The sequence below is a fragment of the Nocardiopsis quinghaiensis genome, from assembly GCF_008638365.1.
GTDB classification, from domain to species: Bacteria; Actinomycetota; Actinomycetes; order Streptosporangiales; family Streptosporangiaceae; genus Nocardiopsis; species Nocardiopsis quinghaiensis.
On record NZ_VWVU01000006.1, the window covers coordinates 168,421 to 192,441 of the forward strand.

17 protein-coding genes are annotated in these 24,021 nt (G+C 71.7%); 4 read left to right on the forward strand and 13 right to left on the reverse strand.

Annotation, left to right across the window (positions count from 1 at the left end):
- The 4 genes from FYX01_RS14730 to FYX01_RS14745 all read right to left on the reverse strand — a co-directional run bounded on the left by FYX01_RS14730 (window position 1) and on the right by FYX01_RS14745 (window position 5,340).
- Window positions 1–852: a branched-chain amino acid ABC transporter permease gene (locus tag FYX01_RS14730; protein WP_150241651.1), complete on the reverse strand. Its 852-nt coding sequence runs from the start codon at window positions 850–852 to the stop codon at window positions 1–3.
- Between the two features lie 11 nt (window positions 853–863).
- Entirely contained in the window at window positions 864–1,583 is a 720-nt protein-coding gene (locus FYX01_RS14735) for an ABC transporter ATP-binding protein (RefSeq protein WP_150241653.1), read from the reverse strand.
- Window positions 1,580–2,389, reverse strand: coding sequence for an ABC transporter ATP-binding protein (locus FYX01_RS14740; RefSeq protein ID WP_150241655.1), 810 nt, complete (start codon window positions 2,387–2,389; stop codon window positions 1,580–1,582). The genes FYX01_RS14735 and FYX01_RS14740 overlap by 4 nt, the downstream gene beginning before the upstream one ends.
- A gap of 83 nt (window positions 2,390–2,472) precedes the next feature.
- Window positions 2,473–5,340, reverse strand: a complete 2,868-nt coding sequence (locus tag FYX01_RS14745; RefSeq protein WP_150241657.1) for a helix-turn-helix transcriptional regulator — start codon at window positions 5,338–5,340, stop codon at window positions 2,473–2,475.
- A 381-nt stretch (window positions 5,341–5,721) separates the two neighbouring features.
- On the opposite strand from FYX01_RS14745, the gene FYX01_RS14750 reads away from it, so the two are divergent.
- Window positions 5,722–6,894, forward strand: a complete 1,173-nt coding sequence (locus FYX01_RS14750; RefSeq protein WP_150241911.1) for a carboxylate-amine ligase — start codon at window positions 5,722–5,724, stop codon at window positions 6,892–6,894.
- A gap of 17 nt (window positions 6,895–6,911) precedes the next feature.
- Here the strand turns inward: FYX01_RS14750 and FYX01_RS14755 are convergent, their stop codons facing one another.
- The 7 genes from FYX01_RS14755 to putP form a co-directional block, all read right to left on the reverse strand.
- A complete protein-coding gene (locus FYX01_RS14755) occupies window positions 6,912–7,952 on the reverse strand; it encodes a carbohydrate kinase family protein (RefSeq protein ID WP_150241659.1) in 1,041 nt (346 codons plus the stop codon).
- Window positions 7,949–9,229, reverse strand: a complete 1,281-nt coding sequence (locus tag FYX01_RS14760) for an AGE family epimerase/isomerase (protein WP_150241661.1) — start codon at window positions 9,227–9,229, stop codon at window positions 7,949–7,951. Before FYX01_RS14760 ends, FYX01_RS14755 begins: the two co-directional genes overlap by 4 nt.
- 404 nt (window positions 9,230–9,633) lie before the next feature.
- Entirely contained in the window at window positions 9,634–10,494 is an 861-nt protein-coding gene (locus tag FYX01_RS14765; RefSeq protein WP_150241663.1) for an alpha/beta fold hydrolase, read from the reverse strand.
- A 102-nt stretch (window positions 10,495–10,596) separates the two neighbouring features.
- The gene (locus FYX01_RS14770; protein ID WP_150241665.1) at window positions 10,597–11,934 is read right to left on the reverse strand and encodes an acyltransferase family protein; all 1,338 of its coding nucleotides are present in this window, start codon (window positions 11,932–11,934) and stop codon (window positions 10,597–10,599) included.
- 456 nt (window positions 11,935–12,390) lie between these two features.
- A complete protein-coding gene (gene nadE, locus FYX01_RS14775) occupies window positions 12,391–13,221 on the reverse strand; it encodes an ammonia-dependent NAD(+) synthetase (RefSeq protein WP_150241668.1) in 831 nt (276 codons plus the stop codon).
- A gap of 103 nt (window positions 13,222–13,324) precedes the next feature.
- Window positions 13,325–13,909: a putative glycolipid-binding domain-containing protein gene (locus tag FYX01_RS14780; RefSeq protein ID WP_150241670.1), complete on the reverse strand. Its 585-nt coding sequence runs from the start codon at window positions 13,907–13,909 to the stop codon at window positions 13,325–13,327.
- A 151-nt stretch (window positions 13,910–14,060) separates the two neighbouring features.
- On the reverse strand, window positions 14,061–15,629 hold the full coding sequence (gene putP / locus FYX01_RS14785) for a sodium/proline symporter PutP (protein ID WP_150241913.1): 1,569 nt from the start codon (window positions 15,627–15,629) through the stop codon (window positions 14,061–14,063).
- A gap of 378 nt (window positions 15,630–16,007) precedes the next feature.
- Here putP and FYX01_RS14790 point away from each other — a divergent pair, with 378 nt between their 5' ends.
- Together FYX01_RS14790 and fxsT are read left to right on the forward strand one after the other, a co-directional pair.
- On the forward strand, window positions 16,008–17,894 hold the full coding sequence (locus tag FYX01_RS14790) for a S1 family peptidase (RefSeq protein ID WP_223830467.1): 1,887 nt from the start codon (window positions 16,008–16,010) through the stop codon (window positions 17,892–17,894).
- A gap of 303 nt (window positions 17,895–18,197) precedes the next feature.
- Complete coding sequence (gene fxsT, locus FYX01_RS14795; RefSeq protein WP_150241672.1) at window positions 18,198–21,992, forward strand: FxSxx-COOH system tetratricopeptide repeat protein; 3,795 nt, start codon at window positions 18,198–18,200, stop codon at window positions 21,990–21,992.
- Between the two features lie 44 nt (window positions 21,993–22,036).
- On the opposite strand, the gene FYX01_RS14800 is transcribed toward fxsT, so the two are convergent.
- Window positions 22,037–22,315, reverse strand: a complete 279-nt coding sequence (locus FYX01_RS14800; RefSeq protein WP_317846069.1) for a DUF397 domain-containing protein — start codon at window positions 22,313–22,315, stop codon at window positions 22,037–22,039.
- 81 nt (window positions 22,316–22,396) lie between these two features.
- Here FYX01_RS14800 and FYX01_RS14805 point away from each other — a divergent pair, with 81 nt between their 5' ends.
- Window positions 22,397–22,717 carry a CU044_2847 family protein gene (locus FYX01_RS14805; protein ID WP_150241917.1) on the forward strand — a complete coding sequence of 107 codons (321 nt, stop codon included), beginning with the start codon at window positions 22,397–22,399 and terminating at the stop codon, window positions 22,715–22,717.
- A gap of 138 nt (window positions 22,718–22,855) precedes the next feature.
- Here FYX01_RS14805 and FYX01_RS14810 read toward each other — a convergent pair whose 3' ends face one another.
- Complete coding sequence (locus FYX01_RS14810) at window positions 22,856–23,938, reverse strand: ribonucleotide-diphosphate reductase subunit beta (protein WP_150241677.1); 1,083 nt, start codon at window positions 23,936–23,938, stop codon at window positions 22,856–22,858.
- Window positions 23,939–24,021: the final 83 nt, after the last annotated feature.

The following is a 24,021-nucleotide window of genomic DNA, read 5'->3' on the forward strand; positions in this document are numbered from 1 at the left end:
CTACACCTTTCGCGCGGTCGGACGGGAGAGGATGCCGTCGGGGCGCACGCTCAGGACCACGACGACGATGGCGAGGGCCGCGAGGGTGGCCAGCTCGGGCCCGGCGTAGCCGGACACGTAGGACATGCCGAGGCCGATGAACAGCCCGCCGAGGACGGCGCCGAAGGGGTTGTCCAGGCCACCGATGACCGCGGCGGTGATGCCGTAGACGAACACGACGTCGAAGACGTTCGGGGAGATGAACGGGGGTCCGGCGAGCATGCCCGCCAGCGCGCCGATGAAGGAGGCGATCGCCCACCCGGCGGTGAGCATCAGGCCGACCTTCACACCGCTGAGCCGGGCGGACTCGGGGTGGAAGGCGGCGGCGCGCATCCGCAGGCCCAGCGGGGTGAACCGGTACAGGGCGAACAGCAGGAGTGCGACGACACCGACGGACCCCAGGGCGAACACGTTGGCGGGCGAGAAGCGGCCCACGTAGCTGAACGCGTACCCGAACCCGTGCTGCTCGTTGCCCCAGACGACGCCGACCAGCCCCTGGACGACCAGGAGGAGGCCGAGGGTGACGATGATGGCGTTGAGCTGGGAGGTGCGGGCGATGGGCCGGATGATGAACCGCTCGACGAGGGCTCCGGAGACCAGGCCCGCGGTGAGGGCGGCGGCGAAGCCGATCCAGTACGAGCCGGTGAGCTGGGTGACGGTGTAGGCGGTGTAGACCGCGATCAGGGCGAGTGCGGGCTGGGCGAAGTTCACCAGGCGGGTGGCCTGGTAGATGATGACCAGGGACAGCGCCAGCGCCGCGTAGGTCGCCCCGGACGCCAACCCGTTCAGGGTCAGGTTGATGAAGTGGTCCATGGAAGATCCCCTCAGAAGCCGAGGTAGGCGTGGCGCGTGCGGTCGTCGGAGAGCAGGTCGGCGGACGCTCCCTCCGCGGCGACGCGCCCCTGGTTGAGGACGAACCCGGTCTCGGTGATCGACAGGGCCCCGGCGGCGTTCTGCTCGACCAGGACGACGGTGAGCCCGGTGCGGTCGCGCAGGTCTCGCAGAAGGGTGAAGATCTGCTTGGTGATCAGGGGCGCCAGGCCGAGCGAGGGCTCGTCCAGCAGCAGCACCTTGGGCCGGGCCATGAGGGCGCGGCCGATGGCGAGCATCTGGCGTTCGCCGCCGGAGAGGGTGCTGGCGGACTTGCCGCGCCGTTCGGCCAGGGGCGGGAAGAGCTCCAGGACCTCGTTCAGGGTGGACCTGTCGCGGCGGTCGGAGCGCCACAGCCCGCCCAGTCGCAGGTTCTCCTCGACGGTGAGCTCGACGATGACGCCGCCGCCCTCGGGGACGTGGGCGAGGCCGCGGGTGATGACCTTCTCGGCGGGCAGGCGGGTGATGTCCTCGCCGTCGAGCAGGACGCGCCCGGAGGTGGCCGGGTGGAGCCCGGTGAGGGTGCGCAGCAGGGTGGTCTTGCCCGCGCCGTTGGCGCCGAGGACGGCGCACAGGCCCTTGGCCGCGACGTTCAGGGAGACGCGGTCCAGGGCTCGGACGGCGCCGTAGGAGGCGCTGACCTCCTCCACGGACAGGATGGGCTGGGCTGTCATCGGGCGGCTCCGTTCGCGTCGCCGGGGGTGTCGGCCGGTGTGCCGAGGTAGGCCGCGGTGACCTGTGGGTCGGCCTGGACCTCCTGGGGGGTCCCGGTGGAGATGACACGGCCGAAGTTGAGCACGACGATGTGGTCGCAGACCTGCATGACCAGGTCCATGTGGTGCTCGACCAGGACGACGGCCATGTCCTGGCTGAAGCCGCGGATCTGGTCGGCCAGGGTGTCGATCTGCTCACCGGACAGGCCGCTGGCGGGTTCGTCGAGCAGGAGGACCTCGGGCTCGCCGACGCAGGCCCGGGCGAGGGCAACCTGCTTCTGCAGGCCGTAGGGCAGGGTGCCGGGCAGCCGGTGGGCGTGCTCGGCCACGCCGAAGCGCTCCAGTGCGGCCAGGGCGCGTGCACGGAGTTCGCGTTCGTCGCGGTGGTGCCGTCCCAGGCCGGTGATCAGGGAGAACGGCCCCCCGGTGGCGAGGCGGTCGGCCCCGGCGACGACGTTGTCCAGGACCGTCATCATCGGGAAGAGGTTGAGGCCCTGGAAGGTGCGGGCGATCCCCGCGCGGGCGAGGTGGTGGGTCCGACGGCCGGGCGGCGGGGCGTCCTTCCAGGTGATGGTGCCCGCCGTGGGGCGCAGGACGCCGGACAGGACGTTGAACAGGGTGGTCTTGCCCGCGCCGTTGGGACCGATGAGCCCGACGACGGATCCGGGCGCGACCTGGAGCCCGACGTCGTCGAGCGCGGTGAGGCCCCCGAAGCGCACGGTCACTCCGTCCGCTCTCAGAAGGTGCTCCGTTGCGGTCGTTGTCATCACTGCCTTTCTCGCGGAATCCGTACCGACCAGTTGGTATGAGAGAGTTGCCGACGCCACCGGCCCCCTCGTCCCCACCGGGGTCAGTTGAACATGCGGGCCAGGTCCACGCGGGACCTGATGTTGAGCTTGCGGAAGATGCCGCGCAGATGGTGTTCGACCGTGCGCGGGCTGATGAACATGTGTGCCGCAACCTCCCGGTTGGTCGCCCCTTCGGCGACCAGCCGGGCGATCTGCTGCTGTTGCGCGGTCAGCTCACTCGTGGAGGAGGGATCGGGGCCGCGTTCGGCGGTCCCGATCGCGCGCAGCTCGGCGCGGGTCTGTCGCACCCACAGCCGTGCTCCGAAGCGCTCGAAGGTCTCCAGCGCGTTGTACAGGTGTTCCCGGGCCCGCCCGGGCAGGCGGATCCGGCGCAGGTGGGAGCCGAACAGCAGCTGGGTGCGCGCGTGCTCGACGTCGTCGTCACCACAGGCCCGGTGCAGGGCCAGGGCGCTTTCGAAGTGGTCGGCGGCCTCATCGCCCGTGGCCAGCAGGCCGGAACCGCGGGCGGCCAGGGCCAGGGCGCTGGGGCTTCCCACCGCCTCGGCCCAGCGCTGGTACCCGGCCAGGGACGTGCGCGCCCACTCGGTCTCGCCCATGCGGGCCGCCGCCTCCACGAAGTGCGGCGCGGTGAGCAGTCGCATCGTGGGGTGGCCGTGACCGGGGGTGGCGTGCACCAGGGCGCGCAGCCGGAAGAACGCCTCGGCGGCGTTGCCCCGGGACAGTTCCAGGACGGCCAGTGCCCACGCGGCCAGCGCGGCGGCCAGGCCGATGCTGTTCTCGCTCGCCTGGGCGGCGACCGCGCGGGCCCGGATACGGCAGGTGTCCACGTCGCCCTGGATGGCGGCGATCATCGCCAGCGACGCCAGGTGCTGGGTGGCCCAGACGGTCTGTCCGCTCTCCCGGGAGACCCGCAGGCCGGTGAGCGCGGTCCCGGCCGCCGAGGGGAAGCGCCCGCTCCAGAACTCGGAGAAGACCAGGAAGCCCAGGGCGGCCGGCATGGTGGCCTGCTCGCCCCGGAGGCGGCCGACCTCGACCGCGCGGGAGGTCACCGACCGGACGAACGGCGCGTCGCCCAGGCGCAGGCCGCTGATGCCCGACCAGATCAGCTCGGAGGGCTTGGCGACCTCGGCCAGCCCGGTGGCCTCGCGCAGCAGCGGGGTGGAGCCGGGGTAGTCGCCCCGGAAGGAGACGGCGCACCCCTCCAGGAAGGCGGCGACCATGCGCATGGGCTCCGGGTCGTCCGGGCGGACCAGGGGGAGCGCGAGCTCGGCGGCGCGGCCGTGGAGGGCAGCGTCCCCGGCCAGGGAGGCGGAGTCGGCCGAGCGCACCAGGGCGCGCAGGGCCAGGGAGCGGTCGTGCGGAATGATGTCCCGGCCGACGGCCAGCAGGCGCTCGGCGACGTCCAGGGCGTTCCCGCCGCGCATGGCGAGCTGGGCGTCGATGTAGTCGGCCGTCACACGGCGCCGGTCGGACACGGCGAGGGGCCGCGCCCTGGCCAGCAGGCGGGTGGCGCGTTCGGAGTTCCCGGCCATGTAGGCCTCGTAGGAGGCGGTGGTCAGGCGGCACGCGCGCTCGTCGGACTCGGGCGAGAGGTCGGCGGCGCGTTCGAAGGCGTGGGAGGCCGCGAGGCGGCCCGCGAGTCGCTTGGCGCGGTGGGAGGCTCCGGCCACCGCGTCGGCGAGCGCGGCGTCGGGGGTACTGGTGCCCGCGGCGGTGTGGCGGGCGAACTCCACGGGCGAGAGCTCGGGGTCGCACACCCCGGCCAGGGCGCGGTGGGCCGCGCGCAACCGCCCGGCGGGGGCGTCCTGGGCGATGGCCTCGCGCGTCAGGGGGTCCGTGAAGACGACGGTGTCGCCCTCCACACGCACCAGACCGCGTTCCTCGGCGGGTTCGAGGGCGGTGACGGTCGCTTCGGGGTCTCCGAAGGCCTCCAGCAGCACGTGGAGTCGGGGAACCTCGCTGAGCGAGGTGAGCAGGAGGAGGTGGCGGCCCTGCTCAGGCAGCTCGCGGTAGGGGGTCAGGAGTTCGGCGCGCAGGCGGCCGGGCAGGCGCGGCGGGTCGGGAAGGGGCTCCTCGCCGAGGAGTTGGGCGCGGGACAGGCCCCGCAGGAAGCCGAGGACGGCGGCGGGGTTGCCGTGGGCGGCGCGGACCAGGACCGAGCGCACGGCGGCGGGAAGGGTGACCGGCGCCCTGTCGGTGAGGATGTCGTGCACCGCCCGCTCCTCCAGGGGCGGGAGGAGGTGTTCGGCGATGCCGGGGATGAGTGCGTCGGGCGTGGGTTCGGCGGCGGTGTCGGGCAGCCGGGGCCCGAAGGGCTTGCCGTGGCCCTCGCACGCGGTGAACACGACGACGACGGGGATCCCGCCGAGGCGGCGTGCGGCGAAGGAGAGCGCGTCCAGGGAGGGGGTGTCGAGCCGGTCGGCGTCGTCCACGCACAGCAGCAGGGGCCGGTCGAGGTCGGCGGCGGTGCGGGAGAACAGTTCGAGCAGCCCGGTGTAGAGGGAGAGGCGGTCGGCGTCGGCGACCGTGCCCCGGGTGAGGGCGTCGCGCAGCGGGTCGCGCCAGGGGTCGGGGAGCCGTTCGGCCACGTCGGCGAGGGGGCGCAGGAGGCGCTGGAGTCCGGCGAAGGGCAGGGCCGCCTCGTCGGCGATCCCACCCGCGTGGAGCACGGTGAAACCGCCTGCGGACACACGGGCGTCATCCAGGAGGGCGGTCTTGCCCCGCCCGGGACCACCGGAGACGAGCAGGGACATGCCTTGGCGGGACCTCGCCCCGTCCAGGGCATCGGTGAGGATCCGCTGCTCCGTGTCACGACCTCGGAGGCGGACTCTGGGGGGTTCCGTGTTCCTGCCAGTCACGTGCTCACATTCGCACAGCGATACCCCGTAGCGGCAGGTGCGGACAGGCACACTGGTCGTTTCACGGATACCCACACGGAGTCGCACGGATCTGTTCGGACGCGTCCCGAAGGGGGTACTCCGGGGGTAGGCGGAACGTGTGCGCGGGCGCGGGATCCCGGCGTCCACCTGCGTTTCCGCCACCCGAGAGAGTGATGGGGGTCACTCCTGGGAGCAGTCGCGAACCCGTTGCCGGGCTTCCCCGGACCCAGGGGTCGGTTACCAAGATGCAACGTGCGCGCAACGACACACCCGCGACACCGACAAACAGGACAAAAGAGTACATAGATAGCTTTTTTGCCTTCTCCAGGACACTGTCGCGGCTGCCCTTCCGGGGATGTCCGTCCGATGACACCTCGGTGGGGGCCCCGACCGCAGGAGGGACCCATGCCCATGGAGAACCGCTCCACAACAGCACGAGAGGAGCGGCGGCCGATGCCCGTCGACACCCGTGCAGAGAACCGTACGGCACCGCCCACGTTCGGTGTCGAGGAGGAGTTCTTCGTCGTCGACCCCGGCACCCGCGGCCTCCTGTCCCGAGGGTCCGAGGTGCTCGCCGACACCCGGCTGGCGAGCGGCCGTCCGACCGGGGAGTTCAGCCGCGCGCAGGTGGAGGTCAACACCCCGGTGTGCGACGGGGCCGACGAGGCCCTGCGCTTCCTGCGCACGGCCCGCGAGGAGTTCGACCGCTCCGCCGGTGCGGCCGGGCTCTCCGTCGTCGCCTCCGGCACCCCGGTCCTGGGCGATCCCGCCTCCGCGCTGGTGAGCGAGGACCGCCGCTACACCGAGATCGCCGCGCACGTGGGCGCCCTGCGGGAGGCGCTCATCGTGTGCGGCTGCCACGTGCACGTGGGCATCCCGGACCGGGGAACCGCCGTGGCGGTGAGCGACCACCTGCGCCGGTGGCTGCCGTTCCTGCTGGCGGTGTCGGCGAACTCGCCGTTCCACGCCGGCCGCGACACCGGGTACTCCAGTTGGCGGGCGATCACCTGGAACCGCCTGCCCTCCGCCGGACCGCCCCCTCTGCTGCGCTCCCCGGCCGAGCACGACCGGATCGTGCGGGCGCTCGCCGACACCGGGGCGATCCTGGACCAGCACATGGTCTACTGGGACATCCGCCCCTCCGACCACCTGCCCACGTTGGAGATCAGGGTGGGTGACGTGGCCGCCACCGCGGAGGAGGCGCTGCTGCTCGCCTGCCTCACCCGCGGCCTGGCGGCCCGCGCGCTCGCCGACGTCCGCCAGGGGGTCCCCGCGCCGGACATCCCCGACCACGCGATACGCGCCGCCGTGTGGCGGGCCGCCCGGGACGGGCTGGAGGGCGTGGTGCCCGACCCGCTGACCGGCGAGGCGCTGACGGGGGCGCTGGCCGCCGACCGGCTGCTGCACGCCGCGCTCCCCGGACTGCTCTCCAACGGCGACGCGGACCTGACCGCCTCGCTGCTGGACCGCGTACGCGCGTCCGGGACGGGCTCGGCGCGGCAGCGCGCCGCGCACGCCCGCCGGGGCAGCCTGACCGACGTGGTGGACCACCTCGTCACCGAGACCCGCGAGGGCCTGGCCTGAGGTGGGACCGCACGGGTCTACCGCTCCACGAGCTCCTCCGGCTCCCCGCCGCGGCCCGCCAGCTCTTCCATGGTGGGCGGGTCCGCGCCCTCCCGGGTCACCGTGACCGCGGCGACGGAGACCGCGAACCCCAGCAGGTCCTCCAGGGCGGCCTCGTCCAGCCCGGCCAGCCGCGCCCGGGGGTCCTCCCCCAGCAGACCGTGGCGGTCCAGCCAGTTCAGCAGGGCGCCCATGAAGGAGTCCCCGGCGCCCACGGTGTCGGCCACCTCGGCCCTGGGCGCGGCCACCGACACCTCCTTGCCGTGGGAGAGCGCGAGGGCGCCGTCACCGCCCATGGTCACCACCACCAGCGTCGGCCCCAGCGCGGCGACGGCACGGGCCGCCCGTACCGGGGACAGGTCCGGGTAGAGGAACGCCAGGTCCTCGTCGCTCGCCTTCACCAGGTGCGCCTGCGCGGCGTGCCGCAGGGCCAGCGCCCGGGCGTCAGCGGGATCGCCGATGACGCCCTGGCGGATGTTGGGGTCCAGCGTGAGCGTCACCCGCCCGCGCCCGTGCTCCCGGCGCAGCAGCGCCTCGATCATGGTGGCGCCGGGCTCCCGGAACAGCGCGATCGACGCGGCGTGCACCGCGCGCACGCCCGGCTCCAGCTCCCCGGGCAGCTCCCCGGGGCGCCAGCGCCAGTCGGCGGCGTCGTCCATGCGGAAGTCGTAGCGGGCCGACCCGTCCGGGCCGAGCGTGGCCAGGGCGAGCGCCGTCGGCTCCTCCGCGGCGAGCAGCCCCGCGGGGTCCAGGCCCTCGCCGAGCAGGCGCTCGCGGATCAGCGCGCCGAAGCCGTCCGCGCCGATGCGCGCGAGCAGGCGGGTGGGGGTACCCAGCCGGGCCGCCGCGACCGCCGTGTTGGCGGGGCCGCCGCCGGGCGCCGCCCGCAGCACGTCGGCGCCGTGCCCGGTCGGCAGCAGGTCCATGACGTTCTCGCCGATCACGACGAGCCGAGGGTCCCGCCCTCCGGCCCGTTCCCCCGCGGGGTCCTGGATGTCCTGTGTGTTCTGGGTGGTCACGCGTCCCCTCCGGAGGTGTGTTCCGACGCGGGCGGCAGCGCGGCCGCGAGGGAGGTCGACAGGCCGACCTGGGGCAGGAGCGTCGCCTGGTAGGCGTGGTAGACGTCCGGCTTGCCCGACCACACGCCCCCGGCGGGCCGGTTGCCGGAGTCCAGTTCGTGGTGCCAGCTACCGCGTTCGCGGTCCACGTGGTGGCGGTCGGCGTAGGCCCACCAGCGGTCGTACAGGTCGGTGTAGGAGGACTCCCCCGTGTGCTCGCCCAGCGCCCAGGCGGCCATGGTGGCCTCGGCCACCACCCAGTGCATGCGCTCGCGCACGACCGGGCGGTCCTCCCAGTCGAGGGTGTAGACGAACCCGTCGGCGCCGTCGACGGCCCAGCCCCGGCGGACGGCGTTGGCGAACAGCGACTCGGCGTCGGTGCGCAGCCAGGAGGGGACGGGCCCTCCGGCCCGGGTGAGCGCGATCTCCAGGTGGACCAGGAGCCGTGCCCATTCGAGCAGGTGGCCGGTGGTGCTGCCGAAGGGCCGGAAGGGGTGGTCGGGCTGGTCCCGGTTGTAGTCCGGGACCGGCTTCCACCCGGGGGTGAAGTGCTCGGGCAGGCGCCAGTCGTGTGCGGCGGCCACGCCGTGGATCAGCCGTTCGGCGACGGAGAGCGCGCGTCGGGTCCACAGGTGGTCGCCGGTGGCGTCGGCGGCGGCGAGGAAGGCCTCCACGGCGTGCATGTTGCTGTTGGCGCCCCGGTACTCCTCGGTGGCGGTCCAGCGGCTGTCCCAGCTCTCCCGGAGGGCCCCGGCGGACTCCTCCCAGAAACGGGCGTCCATGACGCGCAGCGCCTCGTCGAGCAGGTCACGGGCTCCGGGCCGTCCGGCGGCGGTGGCGGTGGAGGCGGCCAGGACCACGAACGCGTGCTCGTAGGCGGACTTGCGCGGGAGCTCATGGGAGCGCTCCCGCGAAGCGTCCGGACCGGATACCGCGGGTACCTGGTCGAACCATCCGCCCGCGTCGGCGTCGTGCAGGGGCCCCTTCGCCAGGGCCGCGACACCGTGGTCGGCCAGTCGTCCGGCGTCAGCCGCGCCGCGCAGGTGCGCGAGGGAGAACACGTGCGTCATCCGCGCGGTGATCCAGGCGGCGACGGGCCGGTCCTCCACCCGTCCGTCCGCGTCGAGCCACCCGAAGCCGTCGGAGACCGCGGACCCGGCGGCGAAACCGCACAGGCGCCGCTCCTCCTCGCGCAGCCACTCGGGGCTCCCCGGGGCCGGGTGTGTCGATGCTGTCAATCCACTGCCTCCTCAAGGCGTCGGTTCGCGGGTCCACGCTATCCCGCGGCCTCGACACGGCGGTAGCCCGGGGACCCGGATCGGCAGGACACCCCGCCGCCACCGGAACGCAGTGCCCCTGGCACGGGCGGGACGGGCCCGCGCGCAGGTGGGAGGGGCGGGGCCGCCGGGCGTTCCGGCCGAGCTGTGGGCGTGGCCGACCGCCGACGGGGCCGGGTGGGCCACCGGACGGGTGATCGGCTCCGACGCCGGCTTCAGCTGTTGAGGGACTGCCCGAAACCGCTTCCGGTGTGACGCCGGGGACAGGGACCCCACCCCCGGTGACCTTGTACTCGTAGCGAGGCCCGGCGCCGAACGTGCCGGCAAGGACAGGATCACGGCGCCCGTGGGGGCCCGGGCCGGGATCAGGTCCTGGATTCCGGGCGCCGGTCCCTCCCCGCGGCGTTCCGCGCGGCGATCCCGGTGCTGCCCAGGTCGGCGGCGCGGCAGGTCCACCGGACGTGCTCGGCGACCGTGACCGGATCGTCGGCCATGGGGATGTGTCCGCTACCGATCAGCGAGACCATGCGCGCGTTGGGCACCCTGCGGTGGGCGTGTACGGCGCTGGACGGCAGCAGCGTCCGGTCGCGGTCGCCCCAGGCGATGGTGACCGGGCACTCGATCGGCCGGGCGCTGAAGTCGTACTCGGCGATCCGCGACACCATCCGGATGAAGGGCGAGCCCTTCCGCAGCCCCCGGACGCTGAACCGGGTGGCCTTGGCCGTGGGCGACTTGGGGTCGCCGCGCAGCGCGATCCGCGCGGCGGCCCTGGCCGGCGCGGTGCCGGCGAGGCGTTCCTTGACCGGCATCGGTATACGGGTGGCGAACCGGGAGAGGCCGCCGACCACGTGTATCCCCAGCCTGGCGAGGTCCTCGGAGAACCCGGCGGGGGAGAACACCGTCACCGACGCGGCCAGGCCCCGCACACCCAGTTCCAGGGCGATCGACCCGCCGAGCGAGTTGCCCGCCATGTGCGGCCGGCCCAGGCCGTGCAGCTCGCAGAACGCGTGGATGTCGTCGGTCAGGGTGTGGACGTCGTAGGGCTCGTCGGGGGCGGGCGCCGGGGTGGCGCCGAATCCGGGCAGGTCCACGCAGAGGACGCGGTAGTCCGCCGCGAGCCGGGCCATCACGGCGTTCCAGCTCTGGCGCCGGTCCCCGAGACCGTGGAGGAGGACCAGAGGACGGCCGCTCCCCCGCTCTTCGAAGGCGATGCGTTTCGGGTCCATGGTGCCCGGTCTACCCGATACCGCCCCCAGCACCCCCGCGGCTCACGGAAGCGGGCGGGGCCTGGGGCGTGCGGCGAACGTGGGGACCGGGGCGCGGACCGGTCAGCCGTTGCGGGGATCCCGGGTCAGCGTCACGCCCGCCAGCACGGCGAGCAGGCCGAGCAGCGGAGCCAGGCCCAGTCCCAGGCCGGACACCGTCAGCGTCAGCATCCCGCCGCCGACCAGCGCCGCCGCGGCCAGGGCACGGACCATGCCGGGGGAGCCGCCCAGCGCCTTCGGCGGGTTCTCGAACCGCACCGCCCAGTGCGCCAGCGGCGCGATCAGGGGCAGCACCACCGCGACGCCCAGCGCGCCCCACAGCAGCCACAGGCCCGTCATCGGCTCCGGGGTGTCGATTCCCATCCCGAACACCAGCACGCCCGCCACGAGGCTGAGCGGCAGCATGTGCCACAGGTAGACCGTCATCAGCTGCGGGCAGATCCGGTCCAGCAGCCGCGCCGGCCCGGGGCGCTCCGACCACGCGCTGATCCGCTCGCGCAGCAGCACCGCGACACCGACCTGCAACACACCCATGGCGGCGAGTACCAGGGTCGGCGGGGACACGTTCGAGGTCTCCGAGGCGAACACGCCCGTCATGTTCAGCGAGTACGGACCGACCAGCGCCAGGGCCAGGGCGGTGCCCGCACCGACCACCGCCATCCCCACGGCGTAGCGGAGGCGGATCGCCCCCGTCGCGTAGCGGAACCCCAGCTGGTGCACGCCCAGCCACACGAACGCCACGTTCAGGTAGCCGACCCAGTCCGCGCCGGTTCCGAACCGGACCAGGTCCACGGCCGCCGCGGCGGCCAGGAGCGCGACGGGGACCCACCAGCCGAACCGCTCCTGGGCGCCCACCAGCACCGGGGTCGCCACGACCACCAGCACGTACACGGCCAGGAACCACAGCACCATGCCCGCGGCCTCAGCGCCCACGAGCACCGGTTGGACCGGGGCTCCGGCCAGGACCAGCAGGTGGGAGGAGACGATCCACACGGCCGCCAGCGGCACCACCGGCCAGGCGAGCCTGCGCAGCCGCCTGGCGTACCAGGTCGACGCGGACACGCCCCGGCCGGAGGCCGAGCGCCAGCTGATGAGGTTGGCCGCACCACCGACGAAGAAGATCAGCGGCATGACCTGGACGGCCCACGTCAGGACGAAGCCTCCCTCGACGGCCAGGACGCTCCCCGCGTTGAGGGTGTCCTGTTCGTGGACCAGGACCGGCAGCCACCAGTGCTGTAGGACCACCAGGGCCATGACGAACAGCCGGATGACGTCGAGGAACCTGTCCCTGCCCGCGCCGGGGCGCGGCGTCCGGCCGCTCCTGGGGGGTGTCGTTACGGCGGTACCGGAGGGATACGCGGACGACACGCCTCCGTGTTCGTTCTCAACGGTCACGGTCATCGGTCGCTCCTTGGTCTCCCCGTACACGTGTGTCCCGGGCGCGGTGCGCGAGGAGGTCCCGTGTCGGGATCAGGGGGTGGCGACGCGTTCTCGAACGCGCCCGGTGGCGTGGCCGCGCCGGTTCAACGGATGATGACGCGTCGGGAACGACCCTAGGGCTGGTCGGGGGGTCGTCGCCATGGATCTGACGCCCCTCTTCGCACGGCGGTTCTCCCACCCGGAGAAGGTGGTGCACGCACCACCGCGCACAGGGGCGCGGCGGCGTAGGCCCCTCCCGGTCGGCGCCGATCAGGAAGGAGGGTCTCGTGCGGGGCGGCGCCCCGGGGAGCCCGCGAAGGTTTCACATACGGTACCCGGAAGAACGTGCGTCCCGAACGCGTCCGCGCGGTGATGCGGGTCCCACGGAACCGCGGGTCCGCGGGACCTCGTCCGCCCGGGGAGGGGCCGGAGAGGATTTCAGGGGGCGATGGGAAGCGCGCGCTTGTGGGCGGTGGCGCGGTACCGGCCGACCAGGGTGGTCTCCACGTGCTCGGACACGGGCAGGCCCTCCAGGAAGTCGTCGATCTGCTCGTAGGTCAGGCCGAGCGCCTCCTCGTCCGGCTTCTGCGGGGTGAGCGTCTCCAGGTCGGCGGTGGGCACCTTGTTCACCAGGTCGTCGGGGGCTCCGAGCGCGGCGGCGACCGCGCGCACCCGGCGCTTGGTCAGACCGGTCAGCGGCACGAGGTCCGCACCGCCGTCACCGTACTTGGTGAAGAACCCGGTGACCGCCTCCGCCGCGTGGTCGGTGCCGACCACCAGCCCGCGCAGGCCTCCCGAGACCGCGTACTGGGCGATCATCCGCTGTCTGGCCTTGACGTTGCCGAGGACGAAGTCCCTGGAGTATTCGCTGGTGTAGGCCATCCCGGCGTCGGCGAGGGAGGCGGCCACGGCGTCGGTGGCGGGCCTGACGTCCACGGTGAGGCAGCGTTCCGGTGCCGTGAACGCCACGGAGCGGGCCGCGTCCTCCTCGTCCTTCTGCTCGCCGTAGGGCAGGCGCATGGCGACGTACTCGCACTCGTGGCCCCCCTCCCGGGCTCGGTCCACGGCCAGGCGGCACAGGCGGCCCGCGGTGAGCGAGTCCACGCCTCCGCTGATGCCCAGGACCAGCGCCCTGGAACCGGTGGTGGTCAGCCGCTCGGCGAGGAAGGCCACGCGCCGTTCGGTCTCGGCGTCCGCGTCGAAGTGCTCGGGCACTGCGAGGTCGCGGATGATGTCGCGACGGGCCTGGCTCAGCTCGGTGTCGGTCACTGCGGTCCCCCGTGGGTGTGGTACGTGTGCCCGCTGATTATCGCCTGCCCGGCGGCGCGGGACGAGTCGGGGGGAGGAGGGGGAAGGCGGGTGGCGGGAGGGCTCACGTGTCCGTGCGCAGGCGGCGGGCGAAGCGCTCGTAGTCGACGACCACGCCGTCGCCGTCCACCGACAACCGGTACTCGCCGTGCAGGGGGTCGCGGTAGGTGTAGCGCTCCAGTCCGTCCTCGGCCGGGTGGCGGGTGTAGCGCTGCCTGACCCGGCGCACCCGTAGCGAGGGGATGTCGATCCAGGCCACCACGATGTCGCGGTACTCGCCCGGGCGCAGTCCGAGGCGGCGGATCGGAAGGGTGTTGGTGAGCGGGGTGGCGGCGACGTCCACGTCCAGGCAGCCCACCAGTTCGGGGAGGGGGGTCCCGTAGGCGTCGGTCCAGTGGCCGCACCGGGCGCTGAGGACGACCGACTCCAACCCCTGGGCGGACAGGACCTCGGCGCGCACCCCGCGGGTCGTCCACGCCAGGTCGGTACGGACGGTGAACCGGGTGAGGAAGCGGTCCTCGCCCACGACGACGGTCTCCCCGGCCTCCAGCCGGTAGCCGTCGGGTTCGGGGATGAGCGTGCCGAGACCGAGCCCTTCGGGGACGTCGGTCCGCGCCCACACGGCGGGGTGTTCCGTCAGTGACGACATGTCACCGTTCTACCGTTCCGGGGGGCGGGTACGCCAGAGCGGCCCGGGGCCCGCACCGCCTGTGCGCGGTACGGGCCCCGGGGGACGCGGGACCCGAGGAGGGGAGGCCGCCGGTCGGCGCGCGTTCGACCTCCTCGGTCCGGCGGAGGGGTCAGACCTTCGCGGTCTCGCCCGTGGCGGGGCCGGACCTGGCCCCGCGCACCTCGGCCTCGACCCGCTCGAAGTCGCTCTCCATCTGCGGGCTGACCTTGGCCAGTCCGTTGAAGACGAAGATGGCGGCGACGCTGAGGATGACCGCCGGGACCATGGCGTACAGGCCGGTACCGAAGTAGCTGGTGTCGAGGACGTCCCACATGATCGCGGTGCCACCTCCCGTGACCATGCCCGCGAGCGCGCCGGACCAGGTCATGCGCTTCCAGAACACCGAGAGCACCAGCACCGGTCCGAAGCCCGCGCCGAACCCGGCCCAGGCGTAGCCGACCAGGTCCATCACCGACTGGTTGCCCCACAGGGCGATGGCGGCGGCGGCCAGGGCGACGAGCACCACGGTGACCCGGCTGATCCACAGCAGCGTCCTCGGGTGGGCGTCGCGGCTCACGAAGGCCCTGTAGCCGTCCTCGGTGAGCGCCGACGCGGCGACCAGCAGCTGGGAGTCGGCGGTGCTCATGACGGCCGCGAGGATGGCGGCGAGCAGCAGACCGGCGACCAGCGGGTGGGTCAGGGCCTCGATCAGGAGCGGGAAGACCTGCTCGGAGTTCTCCAGCGGGGCGTCGAAGTAGGCGATGCCGATGAAACCGACCAGCACGGCCAGGAACATGGCGGTGACCGCCCAGGAGACACTGACGATCCCGGCCTTGGGGATGTCCTGGACCGAGCGGATGCCCATGTAGCGGGAGAGGATGTGCGGCTGGCCGAAGTAGCCGAGGCCCCAGGCCAGTCCGGAGACGATGACGACCCAGCCGAGGGTCTCGGTGCTCACCCACTGGCCGGTCTCGGCGTCGAGGGCCGTGCCGCCGACGGCCGACAGCAGGCCGGTGCTCTTGTCGGAGACGCCCTCGGTCAGGCCGCCGAGGCCGCCGAGCGCGGTGACCGCCATGACCGGGACGATCAGCAGGGCGATCCACATCATCACGGCCTGGAGCACGTCGGTGTAGGACACGGCGAGGAAGCCGCCGAGCACGGTGTAGAGCACGACGATGCCCACGCCGATGGCGATGGCGGGCGCCGGGTCCAGGCCGAGGACCTGGTCGAACAGGGCGGCCATGGCCACCAGGCCCGAGGCCACGTAGAAGAAGTAGAAGACGAGGATCAGCAGCGCCGAGACCCCGCGCAGCAGCCGGGTGGGGTCGTTGAAGCGGTTCTCCAGGAAGGAGGAGAGCGTCAGGGAGTCGGAGTCCCCGCCGGAGCGCGCGTCGGTGACGCGCTCGGTGTACACGCGAAGGCGGGGCGCGAGGAGCACCCAGCTCCCGGCGAAGCCACAGGCCAGGCCCACGGCGATCCAGGCCTCTCCCAGGCCGGAGACGTAGATGGCGCCGGGCAGGCCGAGCAGCAGCCATCCGCTGAAGTCGCTGGCGTTGGCGCTCCGGCCCGCCACCCAACTGTTGAGCTGTCGCCCCCCGAGCACGAAGTCCGACTGCGAGACGGTGCGCTTGTAGGCCCAGAGGCCGATGGCCACCATGATGGCGAGGTATACGCCGAAGGTCGCGATGGACCAGACCACGGAGTCGCCCAAGACAGTCCCCTCCTTTCCCTTGCGCGCGGTTTATTCCTTACGCGCTGGTTACGAACATTGTGGGAGATCATTGCTCCTTGTTCGGCAAGTCACAATGCCCTTGCGTGGAACAACACCGCTTTGATACCTCGCCGAGTCATTGACCAGGCACGATTGTCCGCCAGGCCATGGCCCGCCGCCGGTGTTTGTCGGATCGGACATACATGAGAACCCATGATCGGGCCTTGGAACGTCTGCTGGGACGCGTGCCCCGGCACCGCCACGGACTCCGTCGGCCGGCGGTGCGGCCGGGCTCCTCCTGGTTCGCCTGCTGTCCGAGAGGGAACTAGTTCTGGACAGAGCGGATCGGAAAGAGGTCCCCCGAACGTGGCCACCCCCCATACCCCGCGTGGCCTGCAGCCACACGAGCCCCCGTGGCAGATGCGAGTGCTCGACGAGTACGACGTCGTGGGCGGCGCCGTACTCCTGTCCCCGGGTCTGCTGATCACATGCGCGCACGTCGTCAACGCCGCGCTCGGCCGTGACGGAGACAAGGAGGAGCATCCGGGCTCGGAGGCCACCGTGCGCCTCCGGTCGTTCGACGACCGGGTGTGGAGCGCCAGGGTCGACACCCAGCTGTGGTCCGCCGGCCCGGAGAGCCGCGACCTGGCCGTACTGCGGCTGCCGGGCGCGGGGCAGCCCGACACCACCTTCCCCGTGCTGAGGGACTGCGCGAGCCTGTCCCCGGACCAGGCCCTGTCCACGACCGGCTACCCGGAGGGCATGCGCTCCCTCCAGGCCTCACTGGCCTACAGGGGGCCGGGCGGGCCCACCGACGTCACCCACCAGGTCGAGACGCCCGTGTCCCGGCCGGTGCAGATCACCGGCGGGTTCAGCGGCTGCGCCGTGCGCGCCGAGACCGGCGAACTGGTGGGCATCATGCAGAAGAACCACCACTACGTGTGGAACGACCCCGACCGGCCCTCCGGTATCGCGTTCATCCTGCCGGTGGAGGAGCTCGTGGGTGCGCGGGAGGGCGGTGACAGCGTCTCGGTCCAGCGCCTGGCGGACGAGTCGCTGTGCGGCAGGCAGACCTACGACAGACTGCACGACCTGCTGGACTCGATCCCCCTGGAGGACGTCCCGCCGGACGAGCTGTTGCGTCCCAACGAGCAGCGCCAGCTCAGGCGGCACGGTTCGGGGTCCACGGCCTGGCGGGTCCTCACCGCGCTGTGGGACCTGGTCCCGCCCTTCGGTGAACCGCCGCCCCGGGTGGCCTGGGTACACCATGTCTACCAGCGGATCAGGCGCCAACGGCCGCTCCCGCCCACGATGTGGTCGTGGATCAGGCAGGAGGCCTCTCCGATGGGGCGCGACTGGGAGGAGCTACTGACCCGGGACCGGGACCGCCGGCTCCTCAGGAGCAGGGAGCCCGACGCGCCCACCGCGCGCCCGGACCACGGCGAGGAGTCCCCCGACACGGTGGTGCTCTTCGAACTGGAGCCGGTGACGGGCGGCTACAAGCTCTCGCACAGCATCGTCCACATGAACGAGGAGAGGTACGACCTGCTGCCGCAGGGCACGAAGCTGGTCAGTGAACCGGAGATCCGCGACGAGATCGGCGACCTCATGGGCGAGGCGACCATGCAGAGGCTGGTCACGCCGAAGGAGGAGTCGCTGCGGCTGCGCTTCCTGCTGCCGAAGGACCTGCTGCACCTGAACCTGGGCCAGGCCACCCCCCACCGCGACCTGCTGGAGTTCCCGCCCCAGCTCTGCACCATGTACGAGGTCGTCTACCACGTCCGCGAGCGGGTGCGGATACCGGGCTACCTGGGAACTCCCCCCGACCGCTGGCGCCTGCGCTCCGAGAGGCAGCGCATCAGCGCGCTGGTGGAGGACCGCAACGTCCTCACCACCTGGCGGCAGGAGGTGAGCGAGGTGACGCACGCCCTCACCAACGAGGACGTCACCATAGGCGTGACGGACTCCGACAACAAAGACGTCCATCATGTATACGACACCGCATTGCATCACGGCATCCCCACTATTATCAGGGGCCCCAGAAAAGCGGTTATCAGCCTCGCCAACGAACTCCTCAACCGGGAGCCCGGCTCGCGCGTGAGGATCTCCGGGCTGCCCCGCTATCTGCGCGACCGGGCAAGGGATAATTCGGACAGCCGAGAAATAGTCCTCATCCATGACCTATTTGAGGATCCCCTCTTCCAGGAAGTTCTCCGGGGCCCAGGAGACCCCGACAGGCCGGTCTCCTCTTGATCAATTCGCGATCTGAGGGACCATGGGAGGGAGAGTCGCGAGCCGGAGCGGCCTTCTCGACGCACCGAACAATCGTGACTCCGGACCGTCACCCATTCCCCTCCGACTCCGCGCCTTCGCTGACAGGAGCATTTCCGAACAGGAAAGTGCCGCCAGTGCCAGCAAGTCGCCTCCGCGACCACTCAGCGCCTTCGCTAGGATCTGTCTGGTCGGTTTCCCAGCCTGAGAGGAAAAAACTTCGCAGGAGAGTAGGAACAGGCCCACAGAACCAAACCATGGTCCATTAAGGGCAAACACGACATCATGGATGATTTGTCTCACAGGTATCTTCATGCTCTCAGCAACCTGACAGGCGGGCCGTCCCGCCTGGTCGTCCTTGTCGATTCCTCGCCCCTGATGGCCCTGCACCGACGCACCGCCGCGCGACTGGTCGAGGAGGCCGAGCGCGCGGGATCACCCGTCGTCCGATTCGATCCCGGCCGCCCCACGCTCCCCCGCGTCCCGCACGACGCGGCGGCGGCCGTCATCGTCACCGACGCCCAGGACCGGGGCTGGCGCCAGCCGAGGCTGCGCTCGTGGGCGGCCTCGCTCGCCGCACGCGTGCCGACCGCCCTCCTCCACCTCCTCGACCGCTCCGTCTGGTCCCGGGGACCACTCGCTCCGCAGCCGATGCGTATGACGGGCCCGAGTCCCGCCTCCCCCTCCTCCTGGTCACCCGTGAGCGCACAGGACGACACCGACGACACCGTCCTCCCCCAGGACGCGTCGGTGCTGCCGGTCCTGGAGTCCGGCCCGGACGCCCTCACCGAGTGGGACGCGGTGGTGAACGGCCGAAACGGCGCGTGGGAGGCGGACGTGTGCGTCCTCCCGTCCGACGGCGCCCGCGCGCCCAGCACCGTCCCCTGGGATCCCGCCCCGGTGTCGCGCTTCCTCTCCCACGCCTCCCGCGGGGCACGCGAACTCGCCGTGCGCCTCGCCCAGGCGCCGGTGAACCTCCCGGTGGCCGAACTGATCCAGCGCAACATCCCGCGCGCGCCCCGCGACGAGCGCGCCGCCGTCACCGAGATCGCCGAGGTGTTCGGCGGTGCGCTGATGGACCCGACCCTCCCGCTGGGCGACCTGGACGACCCCGCCAGCCCCGCCCTGGACTTCCTGCCCGGTGTGCGCCGGGACCTCCTCGGCCGCTTCGGCGACCTGAGCGTGATGCGATCGATCTACTACTCGCTCGGCATCGAGTTCAAGGACTCGGCCCGGATCTACCAGTGGCTCTCCCGGCTGGAGACCGGAGCGCCCCTGGTCCCCTCCCTCGAAGGCGAGGAGGACCTGGCCAGAGCCGTGCTCCCGGCACTGTCCGAGATGCCAGGGGAGTACCGGCGCTTCGCCGACCACCTGCGCGCCGCCCTGGACGGAGTACCCGACCAGGGCCCCTCCTCCGTGCCCCAGGGCACCGGCGCCCCCTTCGGTGCCGCCACATCCCGACCGACGCCAACCGTCCCCCGAGAGGAACCGAGCTCGACCGTGACCGACTCGCAGACCTCCGAGCCCGTCGCCTCGGAGCCCACCGCCCCCCGCCCCCGCAGGAGGCAGGTCCGGGGCAGGTCCCTGGCCAAGCTCCGCGGCGTCCCTCCGCACAACCTGAACTTCACCGGGCGCGAGGAGATCCTCAGGCGCGTCCACGACCTGTTGGCGGAGTCCTCGGGCGGGATCTACCTGCTGTCGGGCGGAGGCGGCATCGGCAAGACCCAGATCGCCACCGAGTACGCGCACCGGTACCGGGACGACTACGACCTGGTCTGGTGGGTGCCCGCCAACAGCTCCGCCGACATCCAGCAGTCCTACATGCGCCTGGCCCGGCACCTGGGCCTCATCGAGGAGAGCGGCAACCTGGAGAAGGCCGCCCAGCACGTCCGGGACGTACTGGAGACCGATCCCGATGTGGGGCCCTGGCTCCTCGTCTTCGACGACGTGTCGGACCTGGACCGGCTGGACGAGGCGGGCCTCCCCGCGAACGGCCCCGGCGACGTCATCATCACCTCCCGCGACCAGAGCTGGATTCCGAGCGGACGCAGCGAGGGCTCGGTCGTGCCCAGCCTGACCCCGGAGGAGAGCGTCGCCCTGCTCCGCAAGGTCTGCCCCCAGGGGTTGGAGGACGACGCGGACGCCCTGCGCATAGCCGAGCGGCTGGAACACCTCCCCCTCGCTCTGGCGCAGGTCGGCGCCTACCTGCGCGACTCCCTGATGAACGTCGGGGACTTCCTCCACATGCTCGAGGACAAGTTCGACGAGCTCGTCACACACGTGGAGCCGGAGGACCTCTACCCCCTGCCACTGGCCGCCGCCTGGAACATGCAGCTCGAAGACCTGCGGCGCGGCACGGGAGGGGACCGCGCGATCAAGAGGATGGTCCGCGAGTTCGTCCAGCTGTGCTCGTTCTTCGGTCCCCGTCCGCTGGCGCGCACCCTGTTCCACCGGGCCCGGGGCCTGAGCACCAACCCCGAGCTGGCGCAGATCCTGGGCAACGAGATGGCCCTGTCGAAGGTGCTGCGGTACGTGAGCAGGCACAGCCTCGCCGAGCTCGACCGGACCAACCACACCTTCCAGATGCACGTCACCTTCCAGACCGTGGTCCAGAACACGCTGGGCGACGAGACACGCGTGCGCTACCGGGACCTGGTCCACCGCCTCCTGGCGCAGAGCGACCCGCTCGGCCCCGAGCTCCCGCAGAACTGGCCCGAGTACCAGCTGCTGTTCAGCCACGTGATCGCCTCCGAGGCCTGGCGCAGCCACGATCCGCAGGTCCGCGGGCTGGTCCACAACGTGATCACGTACCTGACGGAGACCGACAACGACGCCGAGGCGCTGGACCTGGCGGACCGCGCCATCGAGGCCTGGTACGACGACACCGCGCAGCGGTTCCAGGTCCAGCTGATCCGTACCGGGATCCTCAGGATCAGGGGCGACAACGAGATCGCCCTCGCCGAGGCGGAGCGGATGTACGCGGAGCAGACGGAGCTGGAGGGCCCGGAGAGCGAGGAGGCCCTGGACGCCAACCGGGCCCGCGCCCTCGCCCTCACCCGCCTGGGCCACTTCGAGCGGGCCCTGGTCATGTACGAGGAGATCCACCGGACCAGGACCGCGCTCTTCACCGAGGACGACGAGAAAACCCTGGTCATCGCACACGACACCGGGAGCTGTCTGCGCCGCCTGGGCCGGTTCCGGGAGGCGCTCGAACTGGACCGCCGCACCCTCGAACAGCGCAAGTACCTGTTCGGCGCGAACGGCATCCCGACCCTGCGCACGCAGATGTCCATCGGCCTCAGCCTCATGGCCCTCGGCTACCTGGAGGAGGCCCTGGAGGCCCTGGAGGACTGCCAGAGGCGCTTCGAGGCCGCCGAGGCGGACGCCAGCGCCCACAGCGCGGACATCCCGGTCTTCCTCTCCGTGGTCAACCGCAGGCTCGGCAACCACGAGATCGCCCTGGAGCTGTCCGGCCAGGCACGCGAAGCCACCATCGCGCGCTATCGGCCGCACACCCGGCCGACGCTGCACATCAACAGCATCCACATGGTGAACCTGGCCTTCACCGGCCGGGTGGACGAGGCCCGGGACCTGGCGGAGGACCTCCTGGCGCACATGGACGACAGGTTCCCCAGCCGCCACCTCTTCCCGTGGGCGTCCCGGGCCAACGCGGCGATCGTGTTCCGGACAGCGGGCGAGTACGAGAAGGCCCACGACCTCGACCGCGCCGCCCTGACGGAGATCCGCGGCCTCTTCCCGGACGCGCGGATCACCCTCGCCGCGGTCGAGGTCAACCTGGGCAACGACCTGTTCATGCTGGGACGGCTCAAGGAGGCCCGGGCCCAGGACGCGGCGAGTGTCGAGCTGTGCCTGGAGGCCCTGGGGGAACACCACCTCTTCCTGACCACCGCCCGACGCAACCTGCTGATCAGCCGCCGGGCGCTGGGAGAGGAGGTCCAGGAGGAGTGGGAGGCCCTGCGCGACCTGTACGCCGCCCAGTTCGGACCGGATCACCGCTTCGTGACCACGATGGCGGACTTCACCCGGCTGGACACCGACATCATTCCGGTCGGCAACTAGAACGGGGGCGCCCCCGAAAGGATCGGGCCCCTACGGCGCGGTACTCAGGAAAGGGACGAGAGCAGCGACAGCCACTCCCGGGAACGGAACCACAGCACGTTCCCGTCCGGATGGAGGGAGTCGCGGAGAAGGACCCCGGCCGACGCGTCCAGGGATGCCTCGCAGCACTCGCCCCTCTCCCCCGATCTCGACGACTTACGCCATCCGGTGCCGTCGTGTCCGTCCCTCCAGGTGGCACGTGCGTCGTCTCGCCCGGTCATCACTGGTTCGTCCCACCGTTTCCTCCGCGCGGACGGCAGCGGAATCTCCTCTTTTCCGGACATCTCTCAGTATTTTACTTTCCGAATCCCTCCACAGGAATGGCAAGACCCCCTACGAGAACCCCTGAGGTCAACGTGAACAAAGTGATCGACTTCGTCACCGATGACGGCACCGTGGTCAGTATCGAATCGGTTCCCGCCCGGAGGGAGGGAGCCTCCAACGTCTCCAAGAGGTCCGAGGACACCACCGGCGACAGGCGGCTCGACTCGGTCCTGCTCCGGATCCGCAAGGTCGCCGAGGCCGTTTCCGATCAGCTGCGAGAACTGTCCGAATCCTCCCTCGCCCCCTCGGAGACGGAGGTCGAGTTCGGGGTGAGCGTAAGCGCCGAATCCGGGGCCGTGGTCGTCAAGGGAGGCGCGGAGGCCACCTTCAACGTCAGGATGACCTGGTCGGCCAAGGACTGAGGCGAGGGCCGGGCAAGGCCGACGGCCCGGGTCGCGCGCCGCGACCCGGGCCGTCCGTGCGGGAGGGGCGCCCGCTCCGGGGAGCCTCCCGAAGAGGGGGTCCCCGCTCCGCCGACGCGGGGGACCCCGTCCGGTGCGTCAGTCCCAGTCCAGGCCGCCGCCGGTCTGGTACTCGATCACACGGGTCTCGAAGAAGTTCTTCTCCTTCTGCAGGTCCATCATCTCGCTCATCCACGGGAACGGGTTCTCCGTCTCACCGAAGATGGGCGCCAGGCCGATCTGCTCGGCGCGGCGGTCGGTGATGAAGTGCATGTACCTCTCGCACAGCTCCGAGTTCAGGCCGAGCACGCCGCGCGGCATGGTCTCGCGGCCGTAGGCCACCTCCAGCTCGCAGGCCTCGGTGAGCATCCGCCGGACCTCGTCCTGGAACTCCTCGCCCCACAGGTGCGGGTTCTCGATCTTGATCTGGTTGATCACGTCGATGCCGAAGTTCAGGTGGATCGACTCGTCGCGCAGGATGTACTGGTACTGCTCGGCGATGCCGACCATCTTGTTGCGGCGGCCCAGCGACAGGATCTGCGCGAAGCCGGTGTAGAACCACATGCCCTCGAAGATCACGTAGAAGGCCACCAGGTCGCGCAGGAACGCCTGGTCGGCCTCCGGGGTGCCCGTACGGAACTCCGGGTTCTCCAGGTTCTGGGTGTACTTGAGCGCCCAGGCGTCCTTGGCCGTGATCGACGGGACCTCCCGGTACATGTTGAACAGCTCGCCCTCGTCCAGGCCGAGGCTCTCGCAGATGTACTGGAAGGTGTGGGTGTGCACCGCCTCCTCGAAGGCCTGGCGCAGCAGGTACTGGCGGCACTCGGGGTTGGTGAGCTGCCGGTACACGGCCAGCACGATGTTGTTGGCCACCAGCGACTCGGCGGTGGCGAAGAAGCCGAGGTTGCGCTTGAGCATCAGGCGCTCGTCCTCGCTCAGCCCGTCCTGGGACTTCCACAGCGCGATGTCGGCCTGCATGGCGACCTCGGTGGGCATCCAGTGGTTGTTGCAGCCCGCGAGGTACTTCTCCCACGCCCACGTGTACTTGAGCGGGAGCAGCTGGTTGACGTCGGCGCGGGCGTTGATCATCGCCTTGTCGTCGACGTTGACGCGCTCGGCGTCGCGCTCGATCTCGCCGAGGCCGCTGGTGGCGCTCGCGCTGTTCTCGGAAACTGCGGTCATCCTGGGGCTTTTCCGTTCTCCGGCCGTACCGGACACGTCGTTTCTGGTGCAGGGCCGCGAAGCCTCCTCCGCGGCCCGAGGGC